19 protein-coding genes are annotated in these 22720 nt (G+C 70.3%); 18 read left to right on the forward strand and 1 reads right to left on the reverse strand.

The window, feature by feature from the left end; all coding sequences use genetic code 11:
• Positions 1-15 precede the first annotated feature (15 nt).
• The 12 genes from IE212_RS31305 to IE212_RS31360 all read left to right on the forward strand — a co-directional run bounded on the left by IE212_RS31305 (position 16) and on the right by IE212_RS31360 (position 12605).
• Positions 16-1431 (forward strand): UDP-N-acetylmuramoyl-tripeptide--D-alanyl-D-alanine ligase, encoded by a 1416-nt coding sequence (locus IE212_RS31305; protein ID WP_190201351.1) that lies wholly within the window; start codon positions 16-18, stop codon positions 1429-1431.
• The gene (gene mraY, locus IE212_RS31310; RefSeq protein ID WP_190201377.1) at positions 1431-2522 is read left to right on the forward strand and encodes a phospho-N-acetylmuramoyl-pentapeptide-transferase; all 1092 of its coding nucleotides are present in this window, start codon (positions 1431-1433) and stop codon (positions 2520-2522) included. Before IE212_RS31305 ends, mraY begins: the two co-directional genes overlap by 1 nt.
• The gene (gene murD, locus IE212_RS31315; protein ID WP_190201352.1) at positions 2504-3931 is read left to right on the forward strand and encodes a UDP-N-acetylmuramoyl-L-alanine--D-glutamate ligase; all 1428 of its coding nucleotides are present in this window, start codon (positions 2504-2506) and stop codon (positions 3929-3931) included. The genes mraY and murD overlap by 19 nt, the downstream gene beginning before the upstream one ends.
• A gap of 146 nt (positions 3932-4077) precedes the next feature.
• A complete protein-coding gene (gene ftsW / locus IE212_RS31320; protein WP_190201353.1) occupies positions 4078-5442 on the forward strand; it encodes a putative lipid II flippase FtsW in 1365 nt (454 codons plus the stop codon).
• A gap of 6 nt (positions 5443-5448) precedes the next feature.
• A complete protein-coding gene (gene murG, locus IE212_RS31325) occupies positions 5449-6546 on the forward strand; it encodes an undecaprenyldiphospho-muramoylpentapeptide beta-N-acetylglucosaminyltransferase (RefSeq protein ID WP_190201354.1) in 1098 nt (365 codons plus the stop codon).
• A gap of 26 nt (positions 6547-6572) precedes the next feature.
• Entirely contained in the window at positions 6573-7367 is a 795-nt protein-coding gene (locus IE212_RS31330) for a cell division protein FtsQ/DivIB (RefSeq protein ID WP_190201355.1), read from the forward strand.
• A 288-nt stretch (positions 7368-7655) separates the two neighbouring features.
• Positions 7656-8849 carry a cell division protein FtsZ gene (gene ftsZ, locus IE212_RS31335; protein ID WP_190201356.1) on the forward strand — a complete coding sequence of 398 codons (1194 nt, stop codon included), beginning with the start codon at positions 7656-7658 and terminating at the stop codon, positions 8847-8849.
• Between the two features lie 10 nt (positions 8850-8859).
• The gene (gene pgeF / locus IE212_RS31340; protein ID WP_190201357.1) at positions 8860-9588 is read left to right on the forward strand and encodes a peptidoglycan editing factor PgeF; all 729 of its coding nucleotides are present in this window, start codon (positions 8860-8862) and stop codon (positions 9586-9588) included.
• Positions 9589-9594: 6 nt separating this feature from the next.
• Positions 9595-10314, forward strand: a complete 720-nt coding sequence (locus IE212_RS31345; RefSeq protein WP_190201358.1) for a YggS family pyridoxal phosphate-dependent enzyme — start codon at positions 9595-9597, stop codon at positions 10312-10314.
• A 129-nt stretch (positions 10315-10443) separates the two neighbouring features.
• Positions 10444-11085, forward strand: a complete 642-nt coding sequence (locus IE212_RS31350) for a cell division protein SepF (protein WP_190201359.1) — start codon at positions 10444-10446, stop codon at positions 11083-11085.
• Positions 11086-11145: 60 nt separating this feature from the next.
• The gene (locus IE212_RS31355) at positions 11146-11430 is read left to right on the forward strand and encodes a YggT family protein (protein ID WP_030248691.1); all 285 of its coding nucleotides are present in this window, start codon (positions 11146-11148) and stop codon (positions 11428-11430) included.
• A gap of 53 nt (positions 11431-11483) precedes the next feature.
• Positions 11484-12605 carry a DivIVA domain-containing protein gene (locus tag IE212_RS31360; RefSeq protein WP_190201360.1) on the forward strand — a complete coding sequence of 374 codons (1122 nt, stop codon included), beginning with the start codon at positions 11484-11486 and terminating at the stop codon, positions 12603-12605.
• Positions 12606-12800: 195 nt separating this feature from the next.
• Here IE212_RS31360 and ileS read toward each other — a convergent pair whose 3' ends face one another.
• Positions 12801-15977: an isoleucine--tRNA ligase gene (ileS, locus tag IE212_RS31365; RefSeq protein WP_190201361.1), complete on the reverse strand. Its 3177-nt coding sequence runs from the start codon at positions 15975-15977 to the stop codon at positions 12801-12803.
• A gap of 656 nt (positions 15978-16633) precedes the next feature.
• On the opposite strand from ileS, the gene IE212_RS31370 reads away from it, so the two are divergent.
• The 6 genes from IE212_RS31370 to IE212_RS31395 all read left to right on the forward strand — a co-directional run bounded on the left by IE212_RS31370 (position 16634) and on the right by IE212_RS31395 (position 22703).
• Positions 16634-17953, forward strand: coding sequence for a TraR/DksA family transcriptional regulator (locus tag IE212_RS31370; protein ID WP_190201362.1), 1320 nt, complete (start codon positions 16634-16636; stop codon positions 17951-17953).
• An 88-nt stretch (positions 17954-18041) separates the two neighbouring features.
• On the forward strand, positions 18042-18734 hold the full coding sequence (gene lspA / locus IE212_RS31375; RefSeq protein ID WP_190201363.1) for a signal peptidase II: 693 nt from the start codon (positions 18042-18044) through the stop codon (positions 18732-18734).
• A gap of 55 nt (positions 18735-18789) precedes the next feature.
• Positions 18790-19734 (forward strand): RluA family pseudouridine synthase, encoded by a 945-nt coding sequence (locus IE212_RS31380; protein ID WP_190201364.1) that lies wholly within the window; start codon positions 18790-18792, stop codon positions 19732-19734.
• Positions 19731-20240 carry a GNAT family N-acetyltransferase gene (locus IE212_RS31385; RefSeq protein ID WP_190201365.1) on the forward strand — a complete coding sequence of 170 codons (510 nt, stop codon included), beginning with the start codon at positions 19731-19733 and terminating at the stop codon, positions 20238-20240. The genes IE212_RS31380 and IE212_RS31385 overlap by 4 nt, the downstream gene beginning before the upstream one ends.
• 75 nt (positions 20241-20315) lie before the next feature.
• Positions 20316-21902: a Na+/H+ antiporter gene (locus IE212_RS31390; RefSeq protein ID WP_190201366.1), complete on the forward strand. Its 1587-nt coding sequence runs from the start codon at positions 20316-20318 to the stop codon at positions 21900-21902.
• Between the two features lie 60 nt (positions 21903-21962).
• The gene (locus tag IE212_RS31395; protein ID WP_190201367.1) at positions 21963-22703 is read left to right on the forward strand and encodes an SDR family NAD(P)-dependent oxidoreductase; all 741 of its coding nucleotides are present in this window, start codon (positions 21963-21965) and stop codon (positions 22701-22703) included.
• Positions 22704-22720 lie beyond the last annotated feature (17 nt).

Raw genomic sequence — 22720 nt, forward strand, 5'->3', positions numbered from 1 at the left:
CCAGGGGATGAACTTGTGATCGCCCTCTCCCTCGCCGAGATCGCAGAAGTCGTCGGCGGGCAGACGCACGACATACCGGACCCGTCCGTCCAGGTCACCGGCCCGGTCGTCCGGGACTCCCGCGAGGCGGGGCCGGGCAGCCTGTTCGTGGCCTTCGCCGGTGAGCGCGTGGACGGCCACGACTTCGCGGCGGCGGTCGTCGAGGCGGGAGCGGTGGCCGTACTCGGCACCCGCCCCGTCGGCGTGCCCGCGATCGTCGTGGACGACGTCCAGGCCGCCCTCGGCGCCCTCGCCCGGCACGTCGTACGCCGCCTAGGCGCCACCCTCGTCGCCCTCACCGGCTCGGCGGGCAAGACCAGCACCAAGGACCTCATCGCGCAGGTGCTCCAGCGCAAGGCGCCTACGGTCTTCACGCCCGGCTCCCTCAACAACGAGATCGGGCTGCCGCTGACCGCCCTCAGCGCCACCGAGGAGACGAGGTTCCTCGTCCTGGAGATGGGCGCCCGCGGCATCGGGCACATCCGCTACCTCACCGACCTGACGCCCCCCAGGGTCGGTCTCGTCCTGAACGTCGGCAGCGCCCACATCGGCGAGTTCGGCGGCCGCGAGCAGATCGCCCAGGCCAAGGGCGAACTCGTCGAGTCCCTCCCCGCCGAGGCCGACGGCGGCACCGCGATCCTCAACGCGGACGACCCCTACGTGCGGGCCATGGCCTCCCGTACGAAGGCGAAGGTGGTCTTTTTCGGAGAGTCCGGCGAAGCGGACGTTCGCGCTGAGAACGTGCGACTCACGGACACCGGACAGCCCTCGTTCAGGCTTCACACACCCTCCGGTGCAAGCGATGTGACCATGCGCCTGTACGGTGAGCACCACGTGTCGAACGCGCTCGCCGCGGCCGCCGTCGCCCACGAGTTGGGCATGTCCGCTGACGAGATCGCCGTCGCGCTCTCCGAGGCGGGCTCCCTCTCCCGCTGGCGGATGGAGGTCACCGAGCGCCCGGACGGCGTGACGGTCGTCAACGACGCCTACAACGCGAACCCCGAGTCCATGCGAGCCGCTCTGCGCGCGCTCGTGGCGATCGGCAAGGGGCGGCGGACGTGGGCGGTGCTCGGCCAGATGGCCGAGCTCGGGGACGAGGCTCTCGCCGAGCACGACGCGGTCGGACGGCTCGCCGTCCGGCTCAACGTCAGCAAGCTCGTCGCGGTCGGTGGCAGGGAAGCCGCCTGGCTGCAACTGGGCGCATATAACGAGGGTTCGTGGGGTGAGGAGTCGGTGCACGTGTCCGACGCACAGGCGGCGGTCGACCTGTTGCGCAGCGAGTTGCGCCCGGGAGACGTCGTACTCGTGAAGGCGTCCCGTTCGGTCGGCCTCGAGAGCGTGGCGCAGGCGCTGCTCGAGTCCGGTGCCGAGGGTGAGGTTTCCGCCCGATGATGAAGCAGATCCTGTTCGCAGGAGTCATTGGTCTCTTCCTGACCCTGGTCGGCACCCCGCTGCTGATCAAACTGCTGGCGCGCAAGGGCTACGGCCAGTACATCCGGGACGACGGGCCGCGCGAGCACGCCAGCAAGCGCGGTACGCCGACCATGGGCGGTATCGCGTTCATCCTGGCGACGGTCGCCGCGTACTTCCTGGCCAAGGTGATCACCGGCTATCTGGACCCGGAGGCCGACGCGGCGCCGACCTTCTCGGGTCTGCTGGTGCTCGGCCTGATGGTCGGCATGGGCCTGGTCGGCTTCCTCGACGACTACATCAAGATCGTCAAGCGGCGTTCGCTGGGCCTGCGGGCCAAGGCGAAGATGGCCGGCCAGCTGATCGTCGGCATCAGCTTCGCGGTGCTCTCGCTGCAGTTCGCGGACAACCGCGGCAACACCCCGGCCTCCACCAAGCTGTCGTTCATCACGGACTTCGGCTGGACGATCGGGCCCGTGCTGTTCGTGGTCTGGGCGCTGTTCATGATCCTCGCGATGTCGAACGGCGTGAACCTGACCGACGGTCTGGACGGTCTCGCCACCGGCGCCTCGGTACTGGTCTTCGGCGCCTACACCTTCATCGGCGTCTGGCAGTTCCAGGAGTCCTGCGCCAACGCGAAGACGCTGACCAACCCGGGTGCGTGTTTTGAGGTGCGGGACCCGCTCGACCTGGCGGTGGTCGCGTCCGCGCTGATGGGCGCCTGCCTGGGCTTCCTGTGGTGGAACACGTCGCCGGCCAAGATCTTCATGGGTGACACCGGTTCGCTGGCGCTCGGCGGTGTGCTCGCGGGCCTCGCGATCTGCTCCCGCACCGAGCTGCTGCTCGCCATCCTCGGCGGCCTGTTCGTCCTGATCACCATGTCCGTGGTGATCCAGGTCGGTTCCTTCCGCCTGACCGGCAAGCGGGTCTTCCGGATGGCGCCACTCCAGCACCACTTCGAACTCAAGGGCTGGTCCGAGGTCCTTGTGGTGGTCCGCTTCTGGATCATCCAGGGCATCTGTGTGATTGTCGGACTTGGCCTCTTCTATGCGGGATGGGCAGCGGACAAGTGATCAACTGGCAGGGCAAGCACGTCACCGTCGCCGGGCTCGGCGTCTCCGGCGTCCCGGCGGCCAAGGTGCTGCGCGGACTCGGCGCGCGGGTCACCGTCGTCAACGACGGCGACGACGAGCGGGCGCGGACCCAGGCCGCGGAGCTTCAGGCCCTGGGGGTCACCGTGCGCCTGGGCGACGGCGACACCCTGCCGGAGGGCACCGAGCTGATCGTGACTGCGCCCGGCTGGAAGCCGGACAAGCCGCTGTTCGCTGCGGCGGAGAAGGCCGGGGTCGAGGTCTGGGGCGACGTCGAACTGGCCTGGCGCCTGCGCGGCCCCGACGCCGCGCCCTGGCTGGCCGTCACGGGCACCAACGGCAAGACCACCACCGTCCAGATGCTGGCGTCCATCCTGACGGCGGCGGGCCTGCGCACGGCCGCCGTCGGCAACATCGGCGTCTCCCTGCTGGACGCGGTGCTCGGCGAAGAGCGCTACGACGTCCTGGCCGTGGAGCTGTCCAGCTACCAGCTGCACTGGGCGCCGTCCCTGCGCGCCCACTCGGCCGCCGTGCTCAACCTCGCCCCCGACCACCTCGACTGGCACGGCTCCATGGAGGCCTACGCCGCCGACAAGGGCCGCGTCTACGAGGGAAATCGCGTCGCCTGCGTGTACAACGCCGCCGACCGGGCCACCGAGGACCTGGTGCGCGAGGCCGACGTCGAGGAGGGCTGCCGGGCCATCGGCTTCACCCTGGGCACGCCCGGGCCCTCCCAACTCGGCGTCGTCGAGGGCATCCTGGTCGACCGGGCCTTCGTCGAGAACCGGCAGAAGAACGCCCAGGAGCTCGCCGAGGTCTCCGACGTCAACCCGCCGGCCCCGCACAACATCGCCAACGCCCTCGCGGCGGCGGCCCTCGCCCGCGCCTACGGTGTGCCCGCCAAGGCCGTACGGGACGGCCTGCGGGCCTTCACCCCGGACGCCCACCGCATCGCGCACGTGGCGGACGTGGACGGGGTCGCCTACGTCGACGACTCCAAGGCCACCAACACGCATGCGGCCGAAGCCTCGTTGGCGGCGTACGAGTCGATCGTGTGGATCGCGGGCGGGCTGGCGAAGGGCGCGACCTTCGACGAGCTGGTCGCCAAGTCGGCGAAGCGGCTGCGCGGGGCCGTGCTGATCGGCGCGGACCGCGAGCTCATCCGTGAAGCCCTGGCGCGACACGCCCCGGAAGTACCGGTCGTCGACCTCGACCGGACCGACACTGGGGCGATGCGCGCGGCGGTTCAGGAGGCGCGCGGCCTCGCCCGCACCGGTGACACGGTGCTGCTGGCTCCGGCCTGCGCCTCCATGGACATGTTCGCCAACTACAACAAGCGCGGGGACGCTTTCGCGGACGCCGTTCGTGAGCTCGGCTCCGGCGAGGGCTGACCCGGGTCCGCCTTGCCCGGCGGCGGTGCCGGGCGTACCTGGGAGGGACGCGTGACACGGATGTGGCTGGTGCCCGAGCGGCCGGGGGACGTCAGGGCCTGTTCTGAGTTCCCCGCCTGCGCCCCGAGCCCGGCGGGGTGAGCGGAGTGCCCGCCAGCCGTACCGGACGGCCTCCGGCCCCACGCGCCCCCAGGCGTCCCGCCGCGACCCGGCTCCCGCGCCAGAACGGGGTCCTGGGCTTCTACGACCGTGCGCGCAGGAGCTGGGACCGGCCGCTGACCGCTTACTACCTGATCTTCGGTGGCAGCCTGCTGATCACCGTGCTGGGCCTGGTGATGGTCTACTCGGCCTCACAGATCACCGCGCTGCAGATGTCGCTGCCGGGTTCGTACTTCTTCCGCAAGCAGCTCCTCGCGGCGGTCATCGGCGCCGGTCTGCTGTTCGCGGCCTCACGGATGCCGGTGAAACTGCACCGGGCGCTGGCCTATCCGATCCTCGCGGGAGCCGTCTTCCTGATGGCCCTCGTACAGATCCCGGGGATAGGAGTGTCCGTCAACGGCAACCAGAACTGGATCGCGGTCGGCGGCTCGTTCCAGATCCAGCCCAGCGAGTTCGGCAAGCTCGCCCTCGTCCTGTGGGGCGCCGACCTGCTGGCCCGCAAGCAGGACAAGAGGCTGCTGACGCAGTGGAAGCACATGCTCGTGCCGCTGGTGCCGGCCGCCTTCATGCTGCTCGGCCTGATCATGATCGGCGGCGACATGGGCACCGCGATCATCCTCACGGCCATCCTGTTCGGCCTCCTCTGGCTGGCGGGCGCGCCCACCCGGCTGTTCGCCGGAGTGCTGTCGGTCGCGGCCGTCCTCGGCCTGATCCTCATCAAGACCAGCCCCAACCGGATGGCCCGCCTGCAGTGCCTCGGAGCCACCGAGCCCCAGTCCGGGCCCGTCGACTGCTGGCAGGCCGTGCACGGGATCTACGCGCTCGCCTCCGGCGGAATCTTCGGCTCCGGGCTGGGTGCGAGTGTGGAGAAATGGGGCCAACTGCCCGAAGCCCACACCGACTTCATCTTCGCCGTCACCGGTGAGGAACTGGGCCTGGCGGGGACGCTGTCGGTACTCGCTCTCTTCGCGGCTCTAGGCTATGCGGGTATCCGCGTGGCCGGACGCACGGAGGACCCCTTCGTCAGGTACGCCGCGGGAGGTGTGACCACCTGGATCACGGCCCAGGCCGTGATCAACATCGGTGCGGTGCTCGGTCTGCTGCCGATCGCTGGCGTCCCCCTCCCGCTGTTCTCCTACGGAGGCTCCGCCCTGCTGCCGACCATGTTCGCCATCGGGCTGCTGATCGCCTTCGCACGCGACGAGCCCGCTGCGCGGGCGGCGCTTGCGATGCGGCAACCTCGCTTTGGTAGAAAGCGGGGGGCTGGGGGCACCGGTTCCAAACGGAGTCCCCGGAGATGGAACACGATGCGACGGCGTGCCTCGGCGGCGCGCTCGTCCGGAGAGCGGTGAATTTCGGTGCATGTCGTACTCGCCGGCGGGGGAACCGCGGGCCACATCGAGCCCGCGCTCGCCCTCGCGGACGCCCTGCGCAGGCAGGATCCGAGCGTGGGCATCACGGCCCTGGGCACGGAGCGAGGCCTCGAGACACGTCTCGTACCCGAGCGTGGGTACGAACTCGCGCTGATCCCCGCCGTGCCGCTGCCACGCAAGCCCACCCCCGAGCTGATCACCGTCCCGGGACGGTTGCGCGGCACGATCAAGGCGACGGAGCAGATCCTGGAGCGCACCAAGGCGGACGCCGTGGTCGGCTTCGGCGGCTATGTCGCCCTGCCCGGCTACCTCGCGGCCAAGCGCCTCGGGGTGCCGATCGTGATCCATGAGGCCAACGCCCGCCCGGGGCTGGCCAACAAGATCGGCTCGCGCTACGCAAGCCAGGTCGCCGTCTCCACGCCGGACAGCAAGCTGCGGGGCGCCCGCTACATCGGCATCCCGCTGCGCCGCTCCATCGCCACCCTGGACCGGGCCGCCGTACGCCCCGAGGCCCGGGCCGCGTTCGGGCTCGACCCGAACCTGCCCACGCTGCTCGTCTCCGGCGGCTCCCAGGGCGCCCGCCGGCTCAACGAGGTCGTGCAGACGGTCGCTCCGTGGCTCCAGCAGGCCGGAATCCAGATCCTGCACGCGGTCGGTCCGAAGAACGAACTGCCGCAGGTGCACCAGATGCCGGGAATGCCCCCTTACATCCCGGTAAGTTACCTGGACCGGATGGACCTCGCGTACGCCGCGGCCGACATGATGCTCTGCCGCGCGGGCGCGATGACCGTAGCCGAGCTCTCCGCCGTCGGGCTGCCGGCCGCCTACGTCCCGCTGCCCATCGGCAACGGCGAACAGCGGCTCAACGCCCAGCCGGTGGTCAAGGCCGGTGGCGGTCTGCTGGTCGACGACGCGGAGCTGACCCCCGAGTGGGTCCAGCAGAACGTCCTGCCCGTGCTCGCCGACCCGCACCGGCTGTACCAGATGTCCCGCGCCGCCGCCGAGTTCGGCCGCCGGGACGCCGACGACCTGCTCGTCGGCATGGTGTACGAGGCGATCGCCGCCAGTCGTGCACATCGTTAGGACTGTATGACGGAAGGCAGGGGAGCGTGGCCGGATCGACCACCGCCGAGCGCGGTGAACGCAAGCAGCAGTCGTCCGGCCCGCCGCTCCGTCTGCGGTCGAGGCGGGCCCGGCTTCGTGTGATCGTCATCCTGGGCCTCGTTCTGGTCTTCCTCGGCTTCCCGGCGCTCTGGCTCTTCTACGGCTCCGCGTGGCTGCGCGCCGAGACCGTCTCCGTGTCGGGGGCACGAGTCCTGACGCCGGCTCAGATCAAGGCGGCCGCCGACGTTCCCCTCGGCGAGCCGCTGATTTCCGTCGACACGGATGCGATCGAGACCCGACTGCGCCGGAAATTGCCCCGAATCGACTCGGTTGACGTGGTCCGTTCCTGGCCCCATGGAATCGGGCTGAAAGTGGTCGAGCGGACTCCGGTTCTCTTTGTCCAAAAGGGCGGAAAGTTCGTCGAAGTGGACGACGAAGGTGTCCGTTTCGCCACGGTTCCTGAGGCGCCGAAAGGCGTGCCCGCGCTGGAATTGACGCTCTCCCGGTCCGGCTCTGCCGCCGCCAGCCTGCGCCGCTTCGACGAGTCCCGGCTGGTGCGCGAGGCGGTGGGCGTCGCCCGGGCGGTTCCGGTCGTCGTCGCACGCGGGACACGGGCCGTCAAGGTCCGGTCCTACGACGGCATCTCGCTGGAGTTGAGGGATGGCCGTACGGTCACCTGGGGAAGCAGCGAGAAGGGTGCCGCGAAGGGCCGTGCGCTCACCGCCCTGATGAAAGCAACGCCCGGCGCACGGCACTTCGACGTGAGTGTTCCCACCGCGCCCGCGTCATCGGGGAGTTGACGCACATCAGCGCAGGCCAGCACCCTGGTTGGGCAGTGCTACGGCTGATCACATAGGGTGAAAAGAAAAACGGGAGGTTCGGCGTGTTCGTTGAACGCGCGCCACTTGTCGACTTAGTGTCCTGTTCAGAAGACTCCAAGGAACAGACACACTGGTAACCCTAAACTTCAGGGTTAGGGTTCGGGTCGGCGATACGGACCGTCCCATTCGGCATCAGTCGTCGGGTCACGGGGCGCAGCGCGCCACGGTGATCCGGCGACACGTAACTCGAGGCGAGAGGCCTTCGACGTGGCAGCACCGCAGAACTACCTCGCAGTCATCAAAGTCATCGGTGTCGGCGGCGGTGGTGTCAATGCCATCAACCGGATGATCGAGGTCGGTCTCAAGGGCGTCGAGTTCATCGCCATCAACACCGACGCGCAAGCTCTGTTGATGAGCGACGCCGACGTCAAGCTGGACGTCGGCCGTGAACTCACCCGCGGACTCGGCGCCGGAGCCAACCCGGCCGTGGGCCGCAAGGCCGCCGAGGACCACCGCGAGGAGATCGAGGAGGTCCTCAAGGGGGCCGACATGGTCTTCGTGACAGCCGGTGAAGGCGGCGGCACCGGCACCGGCGGCGCGCCCGTCGTGGCCAACATCGCCCGCTCGCTCGGTGCCCTCACCATCGGTGTGGTCACGCGTCCGTTCACCTTCGAGGGACGGCGCCGCGCCAACCAGGCCGAGGACGGCATCGCCGAACTCCGCGACGAGGTCGACACCCTCATCGTCATCCCGAACGACCGGCTGCTGTCCATCTCGGACCGCCAGGTCTCGGTGCTCGACGCCTTCAAGTCGGCCGACCAGGTCCTCCTCTCCGGTGTCCAGGGCATCACCGACCTCATCACCACCCCCGGTCTCATCAACCTCGACTTCGCCGACGTCAAGTCGGTCATGTCCGAGGCCGGCTCGGCCCTCATGGGCATCGGCTCGGCCCGCGGCGACGACCGCGCGGTGGCCGCGGCCGAGATGGCGATCTCCTCGCCGCTGCTGGAGGCGTCCATCGACGGCGCCCGGGGCGTGCTGCTCTCCATCTCCGGTGGCTCGGACCTCGGTCTGTTCGAGATCAACGAGGCCGCCCAGCTGGTGAGCGAGGCCGCCCACCCCGAGGCCAACATCATCTTCGGCGCGGTGATCGACGACGCCCTCGGCGACGAGGTCAGGGTCACCGTGATCGCGGCCGGCTTCGACGGTGGCCAGCCGCCCGCCAAGCGGGACAACGTCCTCGGTTCGTCCTCCGCCAAGCGCGAGGAGCCGGCCCCGGCACGGCAGACCGAGAGCCGCCCGTCCTTCGGATCGCTCGGCAGCGTGACCCCGAAGGAGGACCCGGAGCCCGCTCCGGAGCCGGTCAGCGACATCCCGGTCGCCCCGCCGGTGCCGCCGGCGCCGCGGACCTACTCGGACAGCGCGGCCGAGGAACTGGACGTACCGGACTTCCTTAAGTGATTCTCCTGACGTGATAGGACAGCGCGAAAGCGTGAGCGGCGCGCACTTCGGCTTCACCGACCGGTGGGGCGGGGTGAGCGCCGCTCCGTATGAGGAGCTCAACCTCGGCGGAGCGGTGGGGGACGATCCCGACGCCGTACGCACCAACCGCGAACTGGCGGCCAAGGCGCTGGGCACCGATCCGGACCGGGTGGTCTGGATGAACCAGGTGCACGGGGCCGACGTGGCGGTGGTGGACGGACCGTGGGGATCTTCCGAGATCCCGTCGGTCGACGCCGTCGTCACCGCCCGGCGGGGTCTCGCCCTCGCCGTACTCACCGCCGACTGCGTGCCGGTACTGCTCGCCGACCCCGTGGCCGGGGTCGCGGCCGCGGCCCACGCGGGCCGGCCCGGCATGATCGCCGGGGTCGTCCCGGCCGCGCTACGCGCGATGACGGAGCTGGGCGCCGAGCCCTCCCGGATCGTCGCCCGCACCGGCCCCGCCGTCTGTGGCCGGTGCTACGAGGTGCCCGAGGCGATGCGCGCCGAGGTGTCCGCCATCGAGCCGGCGGCGTACGCCGAGACCGGTTGGGGCACTCCGGCGGTCGACGTGAGCGCCGGAGTGCACGCCCAGCTCCAGCGGCTCGGGGTGCGTGACCGGGCGCAGTCGCCGGTGTGCACGCTGGAGTCGGCTGATCACTTCTCGTACCGCCGCGACCGCACCACCGGTCGGCTCGCGGGCTATGTCTGGCTGGACTGATGGGACATGACGGACCGTAAGGACGAACTCGCCAAGAATCTGGCGAAAGTGGAGCGGCGTATCGCCGACGCGTGCGCTGCCGCGGGGCGGGCGCGCGATGAGGTGACCCTGATCGTGGTCACCAAGACCTACCCGGCGAGCGATGTGCGGATCCTGTCGGAACTCGGCGTCCGCCATGTCGCCGAGAACCGCGACCAGGACGCGGCCCCCAAGGCCGCGGCCTGTGCGGATTTGCCCCTTACTTGGCATTTCGTCGGTCAACTTCAGACCAACAAGGTGCGATCCGTGGCTGGTTACGCGGACTTCGTGCAGTCGGTCGATCGTTCCAAGCTCGTCACAGCTCTGTCGAAGGAGGCCGTGCGGGCCGGGCGTGAACTCGGGTGTCTCATCCAGGTCGCACTGGACGCCGGCGAGAGCGCCCGGGGTGAGCGGGGAGGCGTGGCGCCCGGCGGAATCGAGGAGTTGGCCGGTCTGGTGGCCGCGGCCCCGGGGTTGCGGCTCGACGGACTGATGACCGTCGCACCGCTCAGCGGGGAGTATGCGGGACGCGAACAGGCGGCGTTCGGGCGGTTGATGGATTTGTCGACTGACCTGCGCCGGAGTCATCCGGCTGCCACCATGGTCTCGGCAGGGATGAGTGCGGACCTCGAACAGGCTGTGGCGGCCGGAGCGACACATGTGCGCGTCGGCAGCGCGGTACTCGGAGTCCGCCCCAGCCTCCGGTAACGTCGCCAGGAAGTCGGACCACAGCAGAAAATATGGTCATTGCCGCCGAAAGGTGGATTTAAGGACCACGTGGATCGCGGGCACTTGGCAGTCGTCAGCCGATCCACCACAGAGCGGAGGACTCAGAGCATGGCCGGCGCGATGCGCAAGATGGCGGTCTACCTCGGCCTCGTGGAGGACGATGGGTACGACGGCCGCGGATTCGACCCCGACGACGACTTCGAACCCGAACTCGACCCGGAACCCGAGCGGGATCACCGAAGGCACGAGCAGTCCCATCAGCCACATATCTCACATCAGCCCCAAAGGGACGAAGAGGTACGAGTCGTACAACCGTCCGTACCCCGGGAGCCGGTCGCCCGTTCCGCTTCGCTACCCGCGGAATCCGGGCGCCCGGCGCGCATCGCGCCCGTGGCATCCATCACACAAGAACGCGCAAGTCTGGAGAAGAACGCACCGGTGATCATGCCCAAGGTCGTGTCGGAGCGAGAGCCTTACCGGATCACCACGCTTCACCCGCGGACATACAACGAGGCCCGTACCATCGGGGAACACTTCCGTGAAGGCACCCCGGTGATCATGAATCTGACTGAGATGGACGACACAGATGCGAAGCGACTTGTCGACTTTGCGGCAGGTTTGGTGTTTGGTCTTCACGGCAGTATCGAGAGGGTGACGCAGAAGGTGTTCCTGTTGTCGCCTGCTAACGTCGATGTCACGGCGGAGGACAAGGCCCGCATCGCAGAGGGCGGGTTCTTCAACCAGAGCTGAGACACACCATCGGAAACAGCAGTACCGAGCAGGGCGCAGGGGAGAGGGAAGCAAGAGGTCATGAGCGTGGTCCTGGATGTCGTCTACATCGCGCTGATGTGCTTCCTCATCGTGCTCATCTTCCGGCTGGTCATGGACTACGTGTTCCAGTTCGCCCGCTCATGGCAACCCGGCAAGGCGATGGTGGTCGTTCTGGAGGCCACCTACACTGTCACGGATCCACCGCTCAAGCTTCTGCGGCGGGTCATCCCGCCGCTGCGTCTCGGGGGCGTGGCGCTCGACCTGTCCTTCTTCGTTCTGATGATCATCGTCTACATCCTGATCTCGATCGTGAGCCGGCTGTGAGCGATGTGAACTACGGTCTTGCCGAATGCCGACGACTACGTTGAGGTGAAGAGATGCCGTTGACCCCCGAGGACGTGCGGAACAAGCAGTTCACGACCGTCCGCCTCCGAGAAGGCTATGACGAGGACGAGGTCGATGCCTTCCTCGACGAGGTCGAAGCCGAACTGACCCGGCTGCTTCGCGAGAACGAGGACCTGCGCGCCAAACTGGCCGCGGCGACGCGTGCTGCTGCCCAGAACCAGCAGAACATGCGCAAGCCTCCGGAGCAGCAGGACCAGCAGCCACAGCAGCAGGGCATGCGCGGTCCCGGGGGTCCTGTCCCCGCCGGCATATCGGGCCCGCCGCAGCAGCAGATGGGTGGCCCCATGGGTGGTCCGCCCCAGCTGCCGAGCGGTGCCCCGCAGCTGCCCGCCGGTCCCGGCGGTCAGGGTGGTCCGCAGGGTCCCGGTCCGATGGGCCAGGGTCCGGGCGGTCCCGGCCCGATGGGTCAGCCCCCGATGCAGCAGCAGATGGGTGGTCCGATGGGCGGCCCCATGGGCGGTCCGATGGGCGGCCCCGGTCAGGGAGGCCCCGGTGGCGACAGCGCCGCCCGTGTCCTCTCGCTGGCCCAGCAGACCGCCGACCAGGCGATCGCCGAGGCCCGTTCCGAAGCCAACAAGATCGTCGGCGAGGCGCGTTCGCGTGCCGAGGGTCTTGAGCGTGACGCCCGTGCCAAGGCCGACGCCCTGGAGCGGGACGCGCAGGAGAAGCACCGCGTCGCGATGGGCTCCCTGGAGTCCGCCCGCGCCACGCTGGAGCGCAAGGTCGAGGACCTGCGCGGCTTCGAGCGCGAGTACCGCACGCGCCTGAAGTCGTACCTGGAGTCGCAGCTGCGTCAGCTGGAGACCCAGGCCGACGACTCGCTGGCCCCGCCGCGTACTCCGGCGACCGCCTCGCTCCCGCCGTCCCCGGCGCCTTCCATGGCTCCGGCCGGCGCGAGCGCCCCGTCCTACGGCGGTGGCAACCAGGGGATGGGCGGCGCTCCCTCGCCGTCCGCTCCGTCCTACGGCGGTCAGCAGCAGATGTCGCCGGCGATGACCCAGCCGATGGCGCCGGTGCGTCCGCAGGGCCCCTCGCCGATGGGTCAGGCGCCCTCGCCCATGCGAGGCTTCCTGATCGACGAGGACGACAACTGACGGCCTGATGGCCAGTAGTACGGCGTAGAGGTCGGCAGCGTTCAGGGCGAGGCCCCGGGTCCAGGACCCGGGGCCTCGCCCTTTGCCGTGGGCGTTCGTGCCGGCGCACTCGCGTTCGTGCGTACGCAACGCCGAAGGCCCGGACCCGCCAAGATCTTTGGCGAGTCCGGGCCTTGGGGCCGATCGGCCTGTGGGTTACGCCTTGCGCAGGCGGAACGTCAGGGACAGCCCCTCGTCGGTGAACGGCGCTCCGTACGCGCCGTCCGCCTCGCCCCGGGCGAAGTCCGTCGCCAGGACCTCGTCGGCGATCAGGCCGGCGTGCTCGGTCAGGGCCTCGGCGACGGACGGGTCGGTGGCCGTCCAGCGCAGTGCGATGCGGTCGGCCACGTCGAGGCCGCTGTTCTTGCGGGCCTCCTGGATCAGGCGGATGGCGTCACGGGCGAGCCCCGCGCGGCGCAGCTCCTCCGTGATCTCCAGGTCCAGGGCCACCGTCGCGCCGGAGTCCGACGCCACCGACCAGCCCTCGCGCGGCGTCTCCGTGATGATCACCTCGTCGGGAGCCAGCGTGATGGTCTCGCCGTCGACCTCGACCGACGCGGTGCCCTCGCGCAGCGCCAGGGACAGGGCGGCCGCGTCCGCGTTCGCGACGGCCTTCGCCACGTCCTGGACCCGCTTGCCGAAACGCTTGCCCAGCGCGCGGAAGTTGGCCTTCGCGGTGGTGTCGACCAGGGAGCCGCCGACCTCGCTCAGTGTCGCCAGCGACTCGACGTTCAGCTCCTCCGTGATCTGCGCGCGCAGTTCGGAGTCGAGTGCGTCGAAGCCCGTCGCCGCAATCAGCGCGCGGGAGAGCGGCTGACGCGTCTTGACGCCCGACTCCGCGCGCGTGGCCCGGCCGAGCTCCACCAGGCGGCGCACCAGCACCATCTGCTTCGACAGCTCCGGGTCGATGGCGGAGAGGTCCGCCTCGGGCCAGGAGGTCAGGTGGACCGACTCCGGGGCGCCCGGGGTGACCGGGACGATCAGGTCCTGCCAGACCCGCTCGGTGATGAACGGAGTCAGCGGGGCCATCAGCTGCGTGACCGTCTCGACGACCTCGTGCAGGGTGCGCAGGGCCGCCTTGTCGCCCTGCCAGAAGCGGCGGCGCGAGCGGCGCACGTACCAGTTCGACAGGTCGTCGACGAACGCGGACAGCAGCTTGCCGGCGCGCTGGGTGTCGTAGGCGTCCAGGGACTGGGTGACCTGGTCGTTGAGCGCGTGCAGTTCGGACAGCAGCCAGCGGTCCAGGACCGGGCGGTCGGCCGGGGCGGGGTCGGCCGCGGACGGGGCCCAGCCGGACGTACGGGCGTACAGGGCCTGGAAGGCGACCGTGTTCCAGTACGTGAGGAGCGTCTTGCGGACGACCTCCTGGATGGTGCCGTGGCCGACGCGGCGGGCCGCCCACGGGGAACCGCCGGCCGCCATGAACCAGCGCACCGCGTCCGCGCCGTGCCGGTCCATGAGGGGGATCGGCTCCAGGGTGTTGCCCAGGTGCTTGGACATCTTGCGGCCGTCCTCGGCGAGGATGTGGCCGAGGCAGACGACGTTCTCGTACGACGACTTGTCGAAGACCAGCGTGCCGACGGCCATCAGCGTGTAGAACCAGCCGCGGGTCTGGTCGATGGCCTCGCAGATGAACTGCGCCGGGTAGCGGGCCTCGAACAGCTCCTTGTTCTTGTACGGGTAGCCCCACTGCGCGAACGGCATCGAGCCGGAGTCGTACCAGGCGTCGATGACCTCGGGCACGCGCGTGGCCGTGGCGCCGCAGCCGTCCTGCGGGCAGGGGAAGGTGACCTCGTCGATGAACGGGCGGTGCGGGTCCAGGCCCGACTGGTCGGTGCCGGTCAGCTCGGTGAGTTCGGCGAGGGAGCCGACGCAGGTGAGGTGGTCGTCCGCGCAGCGCCAGATCGGCAGCGGGGTGCCCCAGTAGCGGTTGCGGGACAGCGCCCAGTCGATGTTGTTGTTCAGCCAGTCGCCGTACCGGCCGTGCTTGACCGTGTCCGGGAACCAGTTCGTGTTCTCGTTCTCCGTCAGGAGACGGTCCTTGAGGGCCGTGGTGCGGATGTACCAGGAGGGCTGCGCGTAGTAGAGCAGCGCGGTGTGGCAGCGCCAGCAGTGCGGGTAGCTGTGCTCGTACGGGATGTGCCGGAAGAGCAGGCCGCGCTCGTCGAGATCGGCGGTGAGCTTCTCGTCGGCCTTCTTGAAGAAGACGCCGCCGACCAGGGGGACGTCCTCCTCGAAGGTGCCGTCCGGGCGGACCGGGTTCACGACCGGCAGGCCGTAGGAGCGGCAGACCTTGAGGTCGTCCTCACCGAAGGCGGGGGACTGGTGGACCAGACCCGTGCCGTCCTCGGTCGTGACGTACTCGGCGTTGACGACGAAGTGCGCGGTCTCGGAGCTGTGCCCGTCGGGTCCCTCGCCGGCGCTCGGGAACTCCACGAGCTCGAACGGCCGCTGGTAGGTCCAGCGCTCCATCTCGGCACCTGTGAAGGTCCGGCCGGTGGGCTCCCAGCCCTCGCCGAGGGCCTTGGCGACGAGCGGCTCGGCGACGACGACCTTCTCCTCGCCGTCGGTGGCGACGACGTAGGTGACCTCGGGGTGGGCGGCGACCGCCGTGTTGGAGACGAGGGTCCAGGGCGTGGTCGTCCAGACCAGGAGCGCGGCCTCGCCGGCCAGCGGGCCGGAGGTGAGCGGGAAGCGCACGTAGACCGACGGGTCGACGACCGTCTCGTAGCCCTGCGCCAGCTCGTGGTCCGACAGGCCCGTGCCGCAGCGGGGGCACCAGGGGGCGACGCGGTGGTCCTGGGCCAGCAGGCCCTTGCCGAAGATCTCCTTGAGCGACCACCACACGGACTCGATGTACTCGGGGTCCATGGTGCGGTAGGGGTCGGTGAGGTCGGTCCAGTAGCCCATGCGGGTGGTGAGCGCCTCGAAGGCGTCCGTGTGCCGGGTCACCGACTCGCGGCACTTCGCGTTGAACTCCGCGATGCCGTAGGCCTCGATGTCCTTCTTGCCGGAGAAGCCGAGCTCCTTCTCCACGGCGAGTTCCACCGGGAGGCCGTGGCAGTCCCAGCCGGCCTTGCGGGCCACGTGGTAGCCGCGCATGGTGCGGAAGCGCGGGAAGACGTCCTTGAAGACGCGGGCCTCGATGTGGTGGGCGCCGGGCATGCCGTTGGCGGTGGGCGGGCCCTCGTAGAACACCCACTCGGGGCGGCCCTCGGACTGTTCCAGGCTCTTTGCGAAGATCTTCTGCTCGTGCCAGAAGTCGAGCACGGCGTGCTCCAGGGCGGGCAGGTCGACCTGGGCGGGCACCTGGCGGTACGTCGGCGATGTCATCAGCGGGCTTCCTCCGGCGGACTTGCTGCCTTCCGTCCGGAGGGACGAGAGCTGTGTCTGTGCCTGCGCCGACTTCGGCGCGCTCCCGCGGTACCACCCTCCTTGGCCCTCCGACGCGGGGTGTGCGTCGGTGAGCCCCCTCATTGGGGTCGCGATGCCGGTTCTACTGACCTTCTCGGCCCGTTGGCGGAACCCACTGGCCAAGGCTTTCTTCCGGCGGCTCCGGGGTGATGTTCACGTCGCGCTCGCCCCCGGGCTCCCACCGTCCCCGGGTCGCTCTGGGCTGCGTACGCCGCTACTCGTCCCCATCCACGCTTTTCGCTCCGCCCAGTGTACGGCGCCGTGCGGACAGCGGCCGACCGGTTTTCGGGGCTGCTGGGAGCAGAGGGATCGATGGGATGTGGTGAGGGGGCGGCGTTGTGTGTGTTTATGGGTTTGATGACCCGAATGGCGAGGTATAGGTGTTCGGATCCTGGGAGGTCCCGCCCGGCGGATTACCGGGCGGGGAGCTGGGCACAACGGATGCAGGTTCCCCGCGTGACGTGCGCGAGGCGGGCGAATCGGGCGGTGTGCCCCGTTGCCGCGGGACTCAAGTCGATTTATCGTCCCAGCACGATTTCGCGAGCAAGATCACAATATGTGAAGGGGCCGCGGCCATGGTGGCGAAGAAGACCGCCGTACAGCAGTCGGCCTCCGGCAGGTCCGTGGAGGCCTCCGGCGGTGCGGCCAAGGACCTGAGTGGGAAGAAGACCACGCAGCGGGGCTCGGCGGAGCGGGCCGTGAAGGGTGCGGCCGGGAAGGCGACCGGGGGGACGAAGGCGGCTGTCACGAAGACGAAGGCGGCGGTCGAGAAGGTGACGGGCGCGAACGCCGTGGCCGAGAGAGCCGTGGCCAAGAAGGTGGCGAGCGCGAAGGCCGCCGTCAAGGGCCCGGCCGGGGAGACGGCGGCTGGAAAGACGCCGGCGAAGAGGGCCGCGGCAGGTAAGGCGGCAACCAGGAAGGCGACGCCCGGGAAGGCGACCGCCCGGAAGGCGACGACCGGGAAGGCGACGACCGGGAAGGCGACGACCGGGAAGGCGACCGCCGGGAAGGGGACGGCTGCCAAGGGGGCGGCGGCGAAAGGGGCGGGGGTCACGAAGAGGGCAGGCACGAAGGCGGCGGCCGCGACCGCGGCGGGTACGAAGGCCCCGGCCAGGAAGACGGCGGCCAAGACCGCGGCGGTCGCGAAGGCCCCGGCCGAAGAGGCCCCGGCCAGGAAGAAGGCGGAGAAGACGGCGGAGAAGAAGGCCGCCGTCAAGCGGGCGAAGGCCACCAAGGCCGTCGCCGCGGAGAAGGGCCTCAAGGCCGAGGGCGCGCGCGCCGGAGGCAGGAGCACCACCACGAAGGGCGCGACGGGGAAGGGCACTGCCCGGACCGGCGCGGTCACACAGGACAAGGCCGGGCGCAGCCCGGCCGAGAAGGCGGGTGCGGCCGAGGCCGCGCAGCAGACGGGAGCGACGACGGTGGGTGCGAAGAAGACTCCTGGCGCGGCCACGGCCGCCAAGACCGCGGTTCCGAAGGCGCGGGGCGCGGCGGAGCCCGGTGAGCTCGCGGTACGTCCTGGTGAGGACCCCTGGACGGCGGAGGAGGTCGACGAGGCGCGCGCCGAGCTGATGTCGGAGGAGACGCGGCTCCGTGAGGAGATCACCTCGTCGGAGCGGTCGCTCGCCGGTCTGATGCGGGACTCCGGGGACGGCGCGGGCGACGACCAGGCCGACACCGGCACGAAGAACATCACGCGCGAGCACGAGCTTGCCCTGGCGGCCAACGCGCGCGAGATGCTCCTCCAGACCGAGCGCGCCCTGGAGCGACTCGAAACCGGCACCTACGGACTGTGCGAGAACTGCGGCAACCCCATCGGCAAGGCACGCATGCAGGCCTTCCCGCGGGCCACCCTGTGCGTGGAGTGCAAGCAGAAGCAGGAGCGCAGGTACTGACCGGCCGCTGAATACCTCCGGAGCACCTGGGTGGCGCGGGGTGTGCCGTACCCTGACCCTGGTCAGGCACCTAGGTTGAAGGACTCACGTGGCAGAGGCGGAGCGCATCATCGGTACGCCGGACACACCGGACGCGGTCGGCGACGGGCAGGAGCGGCCCGGTGGGAACGCGGCGTCGGGCGAGCGCGCCGACTCGGGGGGCACTCGCGAGCGGACCGGCGGGTCCGGTACCGACGCGGCCGCCGCCGGAGCCTCCGGCACCGACCGGCCCGAGGCCACGCCGGGGCGCCCCCGGGGCAAGCGCCGTATCGCGGTCCTCTTCGCGGTCGCCCTCTTCGCCTACGCCCTGGACCTGGGCAGCAAGCTGCTCGTGGTGGCCAAGCTGGAGCACCATCCGCCCATCGAGATCATCGGGGACTGGCTGAAGTTCGAGGCGATCCGCAACGCGGGCGCGGCCTTCGGCTTCGGCGAGGCCTTCACGGTGATCTTCACCATGATCGCGGCGGCGGTGATCGTGGTGATCGCCCGGCTCGCCCGCAAGCTCTACAGCCTGCCCTGGGCGATCGCGCTCGGCCTGCTGCTCGGCGGCGCCCTCGGCAACCTCACCGACCGGATCTTCCGGGCGCCGGGGGTCTTCGAGGGCGCGGTCGTCGACTTCATCGCGCCGAAGCACTTCGCCGTGTTCAACCTGGCCGACTCGGCGATCGTCTGCGGCGGCATCCTGATCGTGCTGCTGTCGTTCAAGGGGCTCGACCCGGACGGCACCGTCCACAAGGACTGAGGAACCGTCGGGGCTCTCGTACGGGGCTGTCTCACCCGTCCGGCATACTCGACGGGTGAGCACGATTCCCGAGATCCGTACCCTGCCCGTGCCCGACGGCCTGGAGGGCGAGCGCGTCGACGCCGCCATCTCCCGCATGTTCGGCTTCTCGCGGACCAAGGCGGCCGAACTCGCCGCCGCCGGGAAGGTCACGGTCGACGGATCGGTGGTCGGCAAGTCGGAGCGGGTGCACGGCGGTGCCTGGCTCGAGGTCGAGATGCCGCAGGCGCCCGCGCCGGTGCAGGTCGTGGCCGAACCGGTCGAGGGCATGGAGATCGTGCACGACGACGATGACGTGGTCGTGATCGCCAAGCCGGTGGGCGTGGCCGCTCACCCCTCGCCCGGCTGGAGCGGGCCGACCGTCATCGGGGGCCTCGCCGCCGCCGGATACCGCATCTCGACGTCGGGCGCCGCCGAGCGCCAGGGCATCGTGCACCGGCTCGACGTGGGCACGTCCGGGCTGATGGTGGTCGCCAAGTCCGAGTACGCGTACACCTCGCTCAAGCGCCAGTTCAAGGAGCGCACGGTCGACAAGCGGTACCACACGCTCGTCCAGGGCCACCCCGACCCGACCAGCGGAACCATCGACGCGCCCATCGGGCGGCACCCGCACCACGACTACAAGTGGGCGGTCACCGCCGAGGGCAAGCCGTCCGTCACGCACTACGACCTCATCGAGGCGTTCCGTGCGGCGTCCCTGCTCGACGTGAAGCTGGAGACCGGCCGCACCCACCAGATCCGTGTCCACATGGCCGCCCACCGGCACCCCTGCGTCGGCGACCTCACCTACGGCGCCGACCCGACGCTCGCCAAGCGGCTCCGGCTGACCCGCCAGTGGCTGCACGCCGTGCGGCTGGGCTTCGAGCACCCCGGGGACGGACAGTGGGTGGAGTTCGAGAGCGACTACCCGGCCGACCTGCAGACGGCCCTGGACCAGGTCCGGGAGGAGACGTACGGATGAGCGGGGCGCCGTCGCCGGCGTACGTGGTGCGGGTCGCCGAGGACCCGGCCGACCGCGAGGCGTGCTTCGCGGTCCGAAAGGAGGTCTTCGTCGGCGAGCAGGGGGTGCCGGAGGAGATCGAGTACGACGCGTACGACCCCGGGGCGGTCCATGTGCTGGCGGTCCGCGAGGACGGCGTGCCGCTCGGGACCGGGCGGCTCCTGCACGGGGAGGCGGCCGTCGCACAGACCGGTGCCGACCCGTCCGTGGGCTCCCTCGGCCGGCTGGCCGTGGCCGGCCACGCACGCGGGCTGGGTGTCGGCGTCGCCCTGGTGCGGGCCATCGAGGAGGCGGCGCGCGCGCGTGGCCTCGTCGCGGTGGACCTGCACGCCCAGACGCACGCGCTGGGCTTCTACGAGCGGCTCGGCTACGAGCCGTACGGGCCGGAGTACTTGGAGGCGGGCATTCCGCACCGGGGGATGCGGCGTTCGCTCCAGGACCGCCGTACTGGCCTGGGTGGGTGCTGAAACGGTTTGTCCCGGGGGTAGCGTGGCAGGTTTGATTGCGATCGTGTGCATATCTGACCTCCCGGAGCGCTGACCGTGGATCAGTTGGCCCTGTTGTTCGTGCTTCTGCTCGGGGCTGTGGTGAGCGTCCCGGTCGGGGACCGGCTGGGAGTGCCCGCGCCGGTACTGATGACGCTCCTGGGCATAGTCCTGGCGCTGCTCGATTTCGTCCCGAACGTCGAGGTCCCGCCGGACCTGATTCTGCCGCTGCTGCTGCCGCCCCTGCTGTACGCCGCGGTGCGGCGCACGTCGTGGCGCCAGTTCGCGGCGAACAAGAGACCGATCTTCCTGCTGGCCGTGGCGCTGGTGTTCGTCACCATGGCCTGTGTGGCCGCCGCGGCCGACGCGATCGTGCCGGGGCTGCCGCTGGCCGCCGCGTTCGCGCTCGGTGCGCTGGTCGCGCCGCCCGACCCCGTCGCGGCGACCGCGGTCGCCGGGCAGCTGGGGCTGCCGCGCCGGCTGGTGTCGATCCTGGAGGGCGAGGGGCTCTTCAACGACGTGACGGCCATCGTCCTGTACCACGTGGCGATCGCCGCGGCCGTCAGCGGGACGTTCTCGCCCTGGGAGGCGGGGCTCGACCTGGTGCTGTCGGCGGTGGTGGCGGTGGCCGTCGGCCTCGCCCTGGGCTGGGGCGCCAACAAACTGATGGATCTGCTCGGGGACGCCACCCTCCAGATCTCGCTGACCCTGCTGGTGCCGTACGCCTCGTACGTCATGGCCGAGGAACTGCACGGGTCGGGCGTGCTCGCCGTGCTCACCACGGCGCTGTTCCTCGCGGAGTACGGGTCCGACGCCGACGACGTCATGACGCGGCTGGCCGGGCACACGTTCTGGAACATCGTCGACACGCTCGTCACCGGTGTCGCGTTCGGGCTGGTCGGTCTCGAGCTGCACAACGCCATTCGCACCGCGTCCGGCCGGTGGGGCGAGCTGCTCGGATGGGCGGCGGTGGTCGTGGTCGTGGTCGTGCTCGTCCGGCTGCTGTGGCTGCTGCCGGCGACCTGGCTGACCAAGCGGCTGCACGCGCGGCGGGACTACGACGAGGACATCCCGGTGAGCTGGCGCGAGACCGTGGTGATGTGGTGGTCCGGGATGCGCGGGGTGGCATCCGTGGCGCTGGTGCTGGCCATCCCGCTGGAGACGGACGCGGGGGCGCCGTTTCCCAGCCGGGACGAGCTCATCTTCATCGCGTTCGGGGTGATCATGGCCACGCTGGTGCTTCAGGGGCTGACGTTGCCGTGGCTGGTGCGGCGGCTCGGGGTGAAGGCCGACACCGACGTCGAGAAGGAGTTCGCGAAGACGCTGGCGATCCGGGCCTCGCAGGCGGCGAAGCGGCGGTTGCGGGAGCTCGAGAAGAGCCAGGACCTGCCGGAGGAGCTGTCCGAGCAGATGCTGCGGCGGGCGTTCGACATCGGGGTGCGGATCAGCCCCGAACTGGCCGAGGACGAGCGGCGGGAGGCGCACCGGGAGCGGGCGCACCGGGCGAAGCGGGTGCGGCTGATCCAGCAGGAGATGCTGAGTGCGGCGCGCCACGAGGTGCTGGCGGCGCGCAGCGAGGCCGGGGCCGATCCGGAAGTCGTCGACCGGGTGCTGCGGCATCTCGACGTCCGCAGTCTGCGGTGACGCGCCCTCCCCGCGGGGCGCGTTCGCCGTCGGCGGCCGACGGGGCTTAGGGTCGTGGCTATGGCACGGAATGTGGTAATCAGTGGCGGAGGTACGGGAATTGGGCTCGCGGCGGCTCGGGTGTTCGCCGCGGGCGGGGACCGGGTGCTGCTGCTCGGGCGGCGGGCCGAGGTGCTGGAGAAGGCAGGGGTGCCCGGGGCGCTCACCCACGCGGCCGATCTCGCCGAGACGGAGGACGTGCGCGGTGTCGCCTCGTTCGTGGAGCGGGAGTTCGGGGCCGTGGACGTGCTCGTGCACAGTGCCGGGGGCAGCGGGCTCCTGGAACCGGACGCCGGGATCGCTGATCCGCTCGCGGGCCTCGCCCATACCTGGACGGTGAACTTCCGGCTCAACACCCTGACCGCCGTCCTCCTCACCGAGGCACTGAAGCCGAGGCTCGCCGAGCCCGGCGGGCGGGTGCTGTTCCTCAGCTCCATCGCCGCCTACCGGGGTTCCGGGAGCGGGGCGTACGCGGCGGCCAAGGCCGGTCTGCACCCCTACGCCCACGACCTCGCCCGCCAGCTGGGGCCGCGCGGCATCACCGTGAACGTGGTCGCGCCCGGCTACATCGAGGACACCGAGTTCTTCGGTGACGCGATGGCCGAGGAGCGGCGGGCGCGGCTCATCGGCGAGACCTCGACCGGACGGGCCGGTACCCCCGGGGACGTGGCCGAGACCCTGCACTGGCTCGCCTCCCCGGGCGCCGGGCACATCACCTCCCAGATCATCCAGGTCAACGGCGGCGCCGAGCGCGGTCACTGACGGGTACGGCAGTGGGA

Source organism: Streptomyces djakartensis, assembly GCF_014651075.1.
Taxonomy (GTDB): Bacteria; Actinomycetota; Actinomycetes; order Streptomycetales; family Streptomycetaceae; genus Streptomyces; species Streptomyces djakartensis.

Bases quoted from the DNA above. Each gene is read 5' to 3' on its own strand.
- IE212_RS31345 (WP_190201358.1), top strand. From the start codon at position 9,595: ATGACGGACCGTAAGGACGAACTCGCCAAGAATCTGGCGAAAGTGGAG.
- murD (WP_190201352.1), top strand. From the start codon at position 2,504: ATGGGCAGCGGACAAGTGATCAACTGGCAGGGCAAGCACGTCACCGTC.
- mraY (WP_190201377.1), top strand. From the start codon at position 1,431: ATGAAGCAGATCCTGTTCGCAGGAGTCATTGGTCTCTTCCTGACCCTG.
- ileS (WP_190201361.1), bottom strand. From the start codon at position 15,977: ATGACATCGCCGACGTACCGCCAGGTGCCCGCCCAGGTCGACCTGCCC.
- IE212_RS31385 (WP_190201365.1), top strand. From the start codon at position 19,731: ATGAGCGGGGCGCCGTCGCCGGCGTACGTGGTGCGGGTCGCCGAGGAC.
- IE212_RS31355 (WP_030248691.1), top strand. From the start codon at position 11,146: ATGAGCGTGGTCCTGGATGTCGTCTACATCGCGCTGATGTGCTTCCTC.
- IE212_RS31370 (WP_190201362.1), top strand. From the start codon at position 16,634: ATGGTGGCGAAGAAGACCGCCGTACAGCAGTCGGCCTCCGGCAGGTCC.
- IE212_RS31360 (WP_190201360.1), top strand. From the start codon at position 11,484: ATGCCGTTGACCCCCGAGGACGTGCGGAACAAGCAGTTCACGACCGTC.
- IE212_RS31350 (WP_190201359.1), top strand. From the start codon at position 10,444: ATGGCCGGCGCGATGCGCAAGATGGCGGTCTACCTCGGCCTCGTGGAG.
- IE212_RS31395 (WP_190201367.1), top strand. From the start codon at position 21,963: ATGGCACGGAATGTGGTAATCAGTGGCGGAGGTACGGGAATTGGGCTC.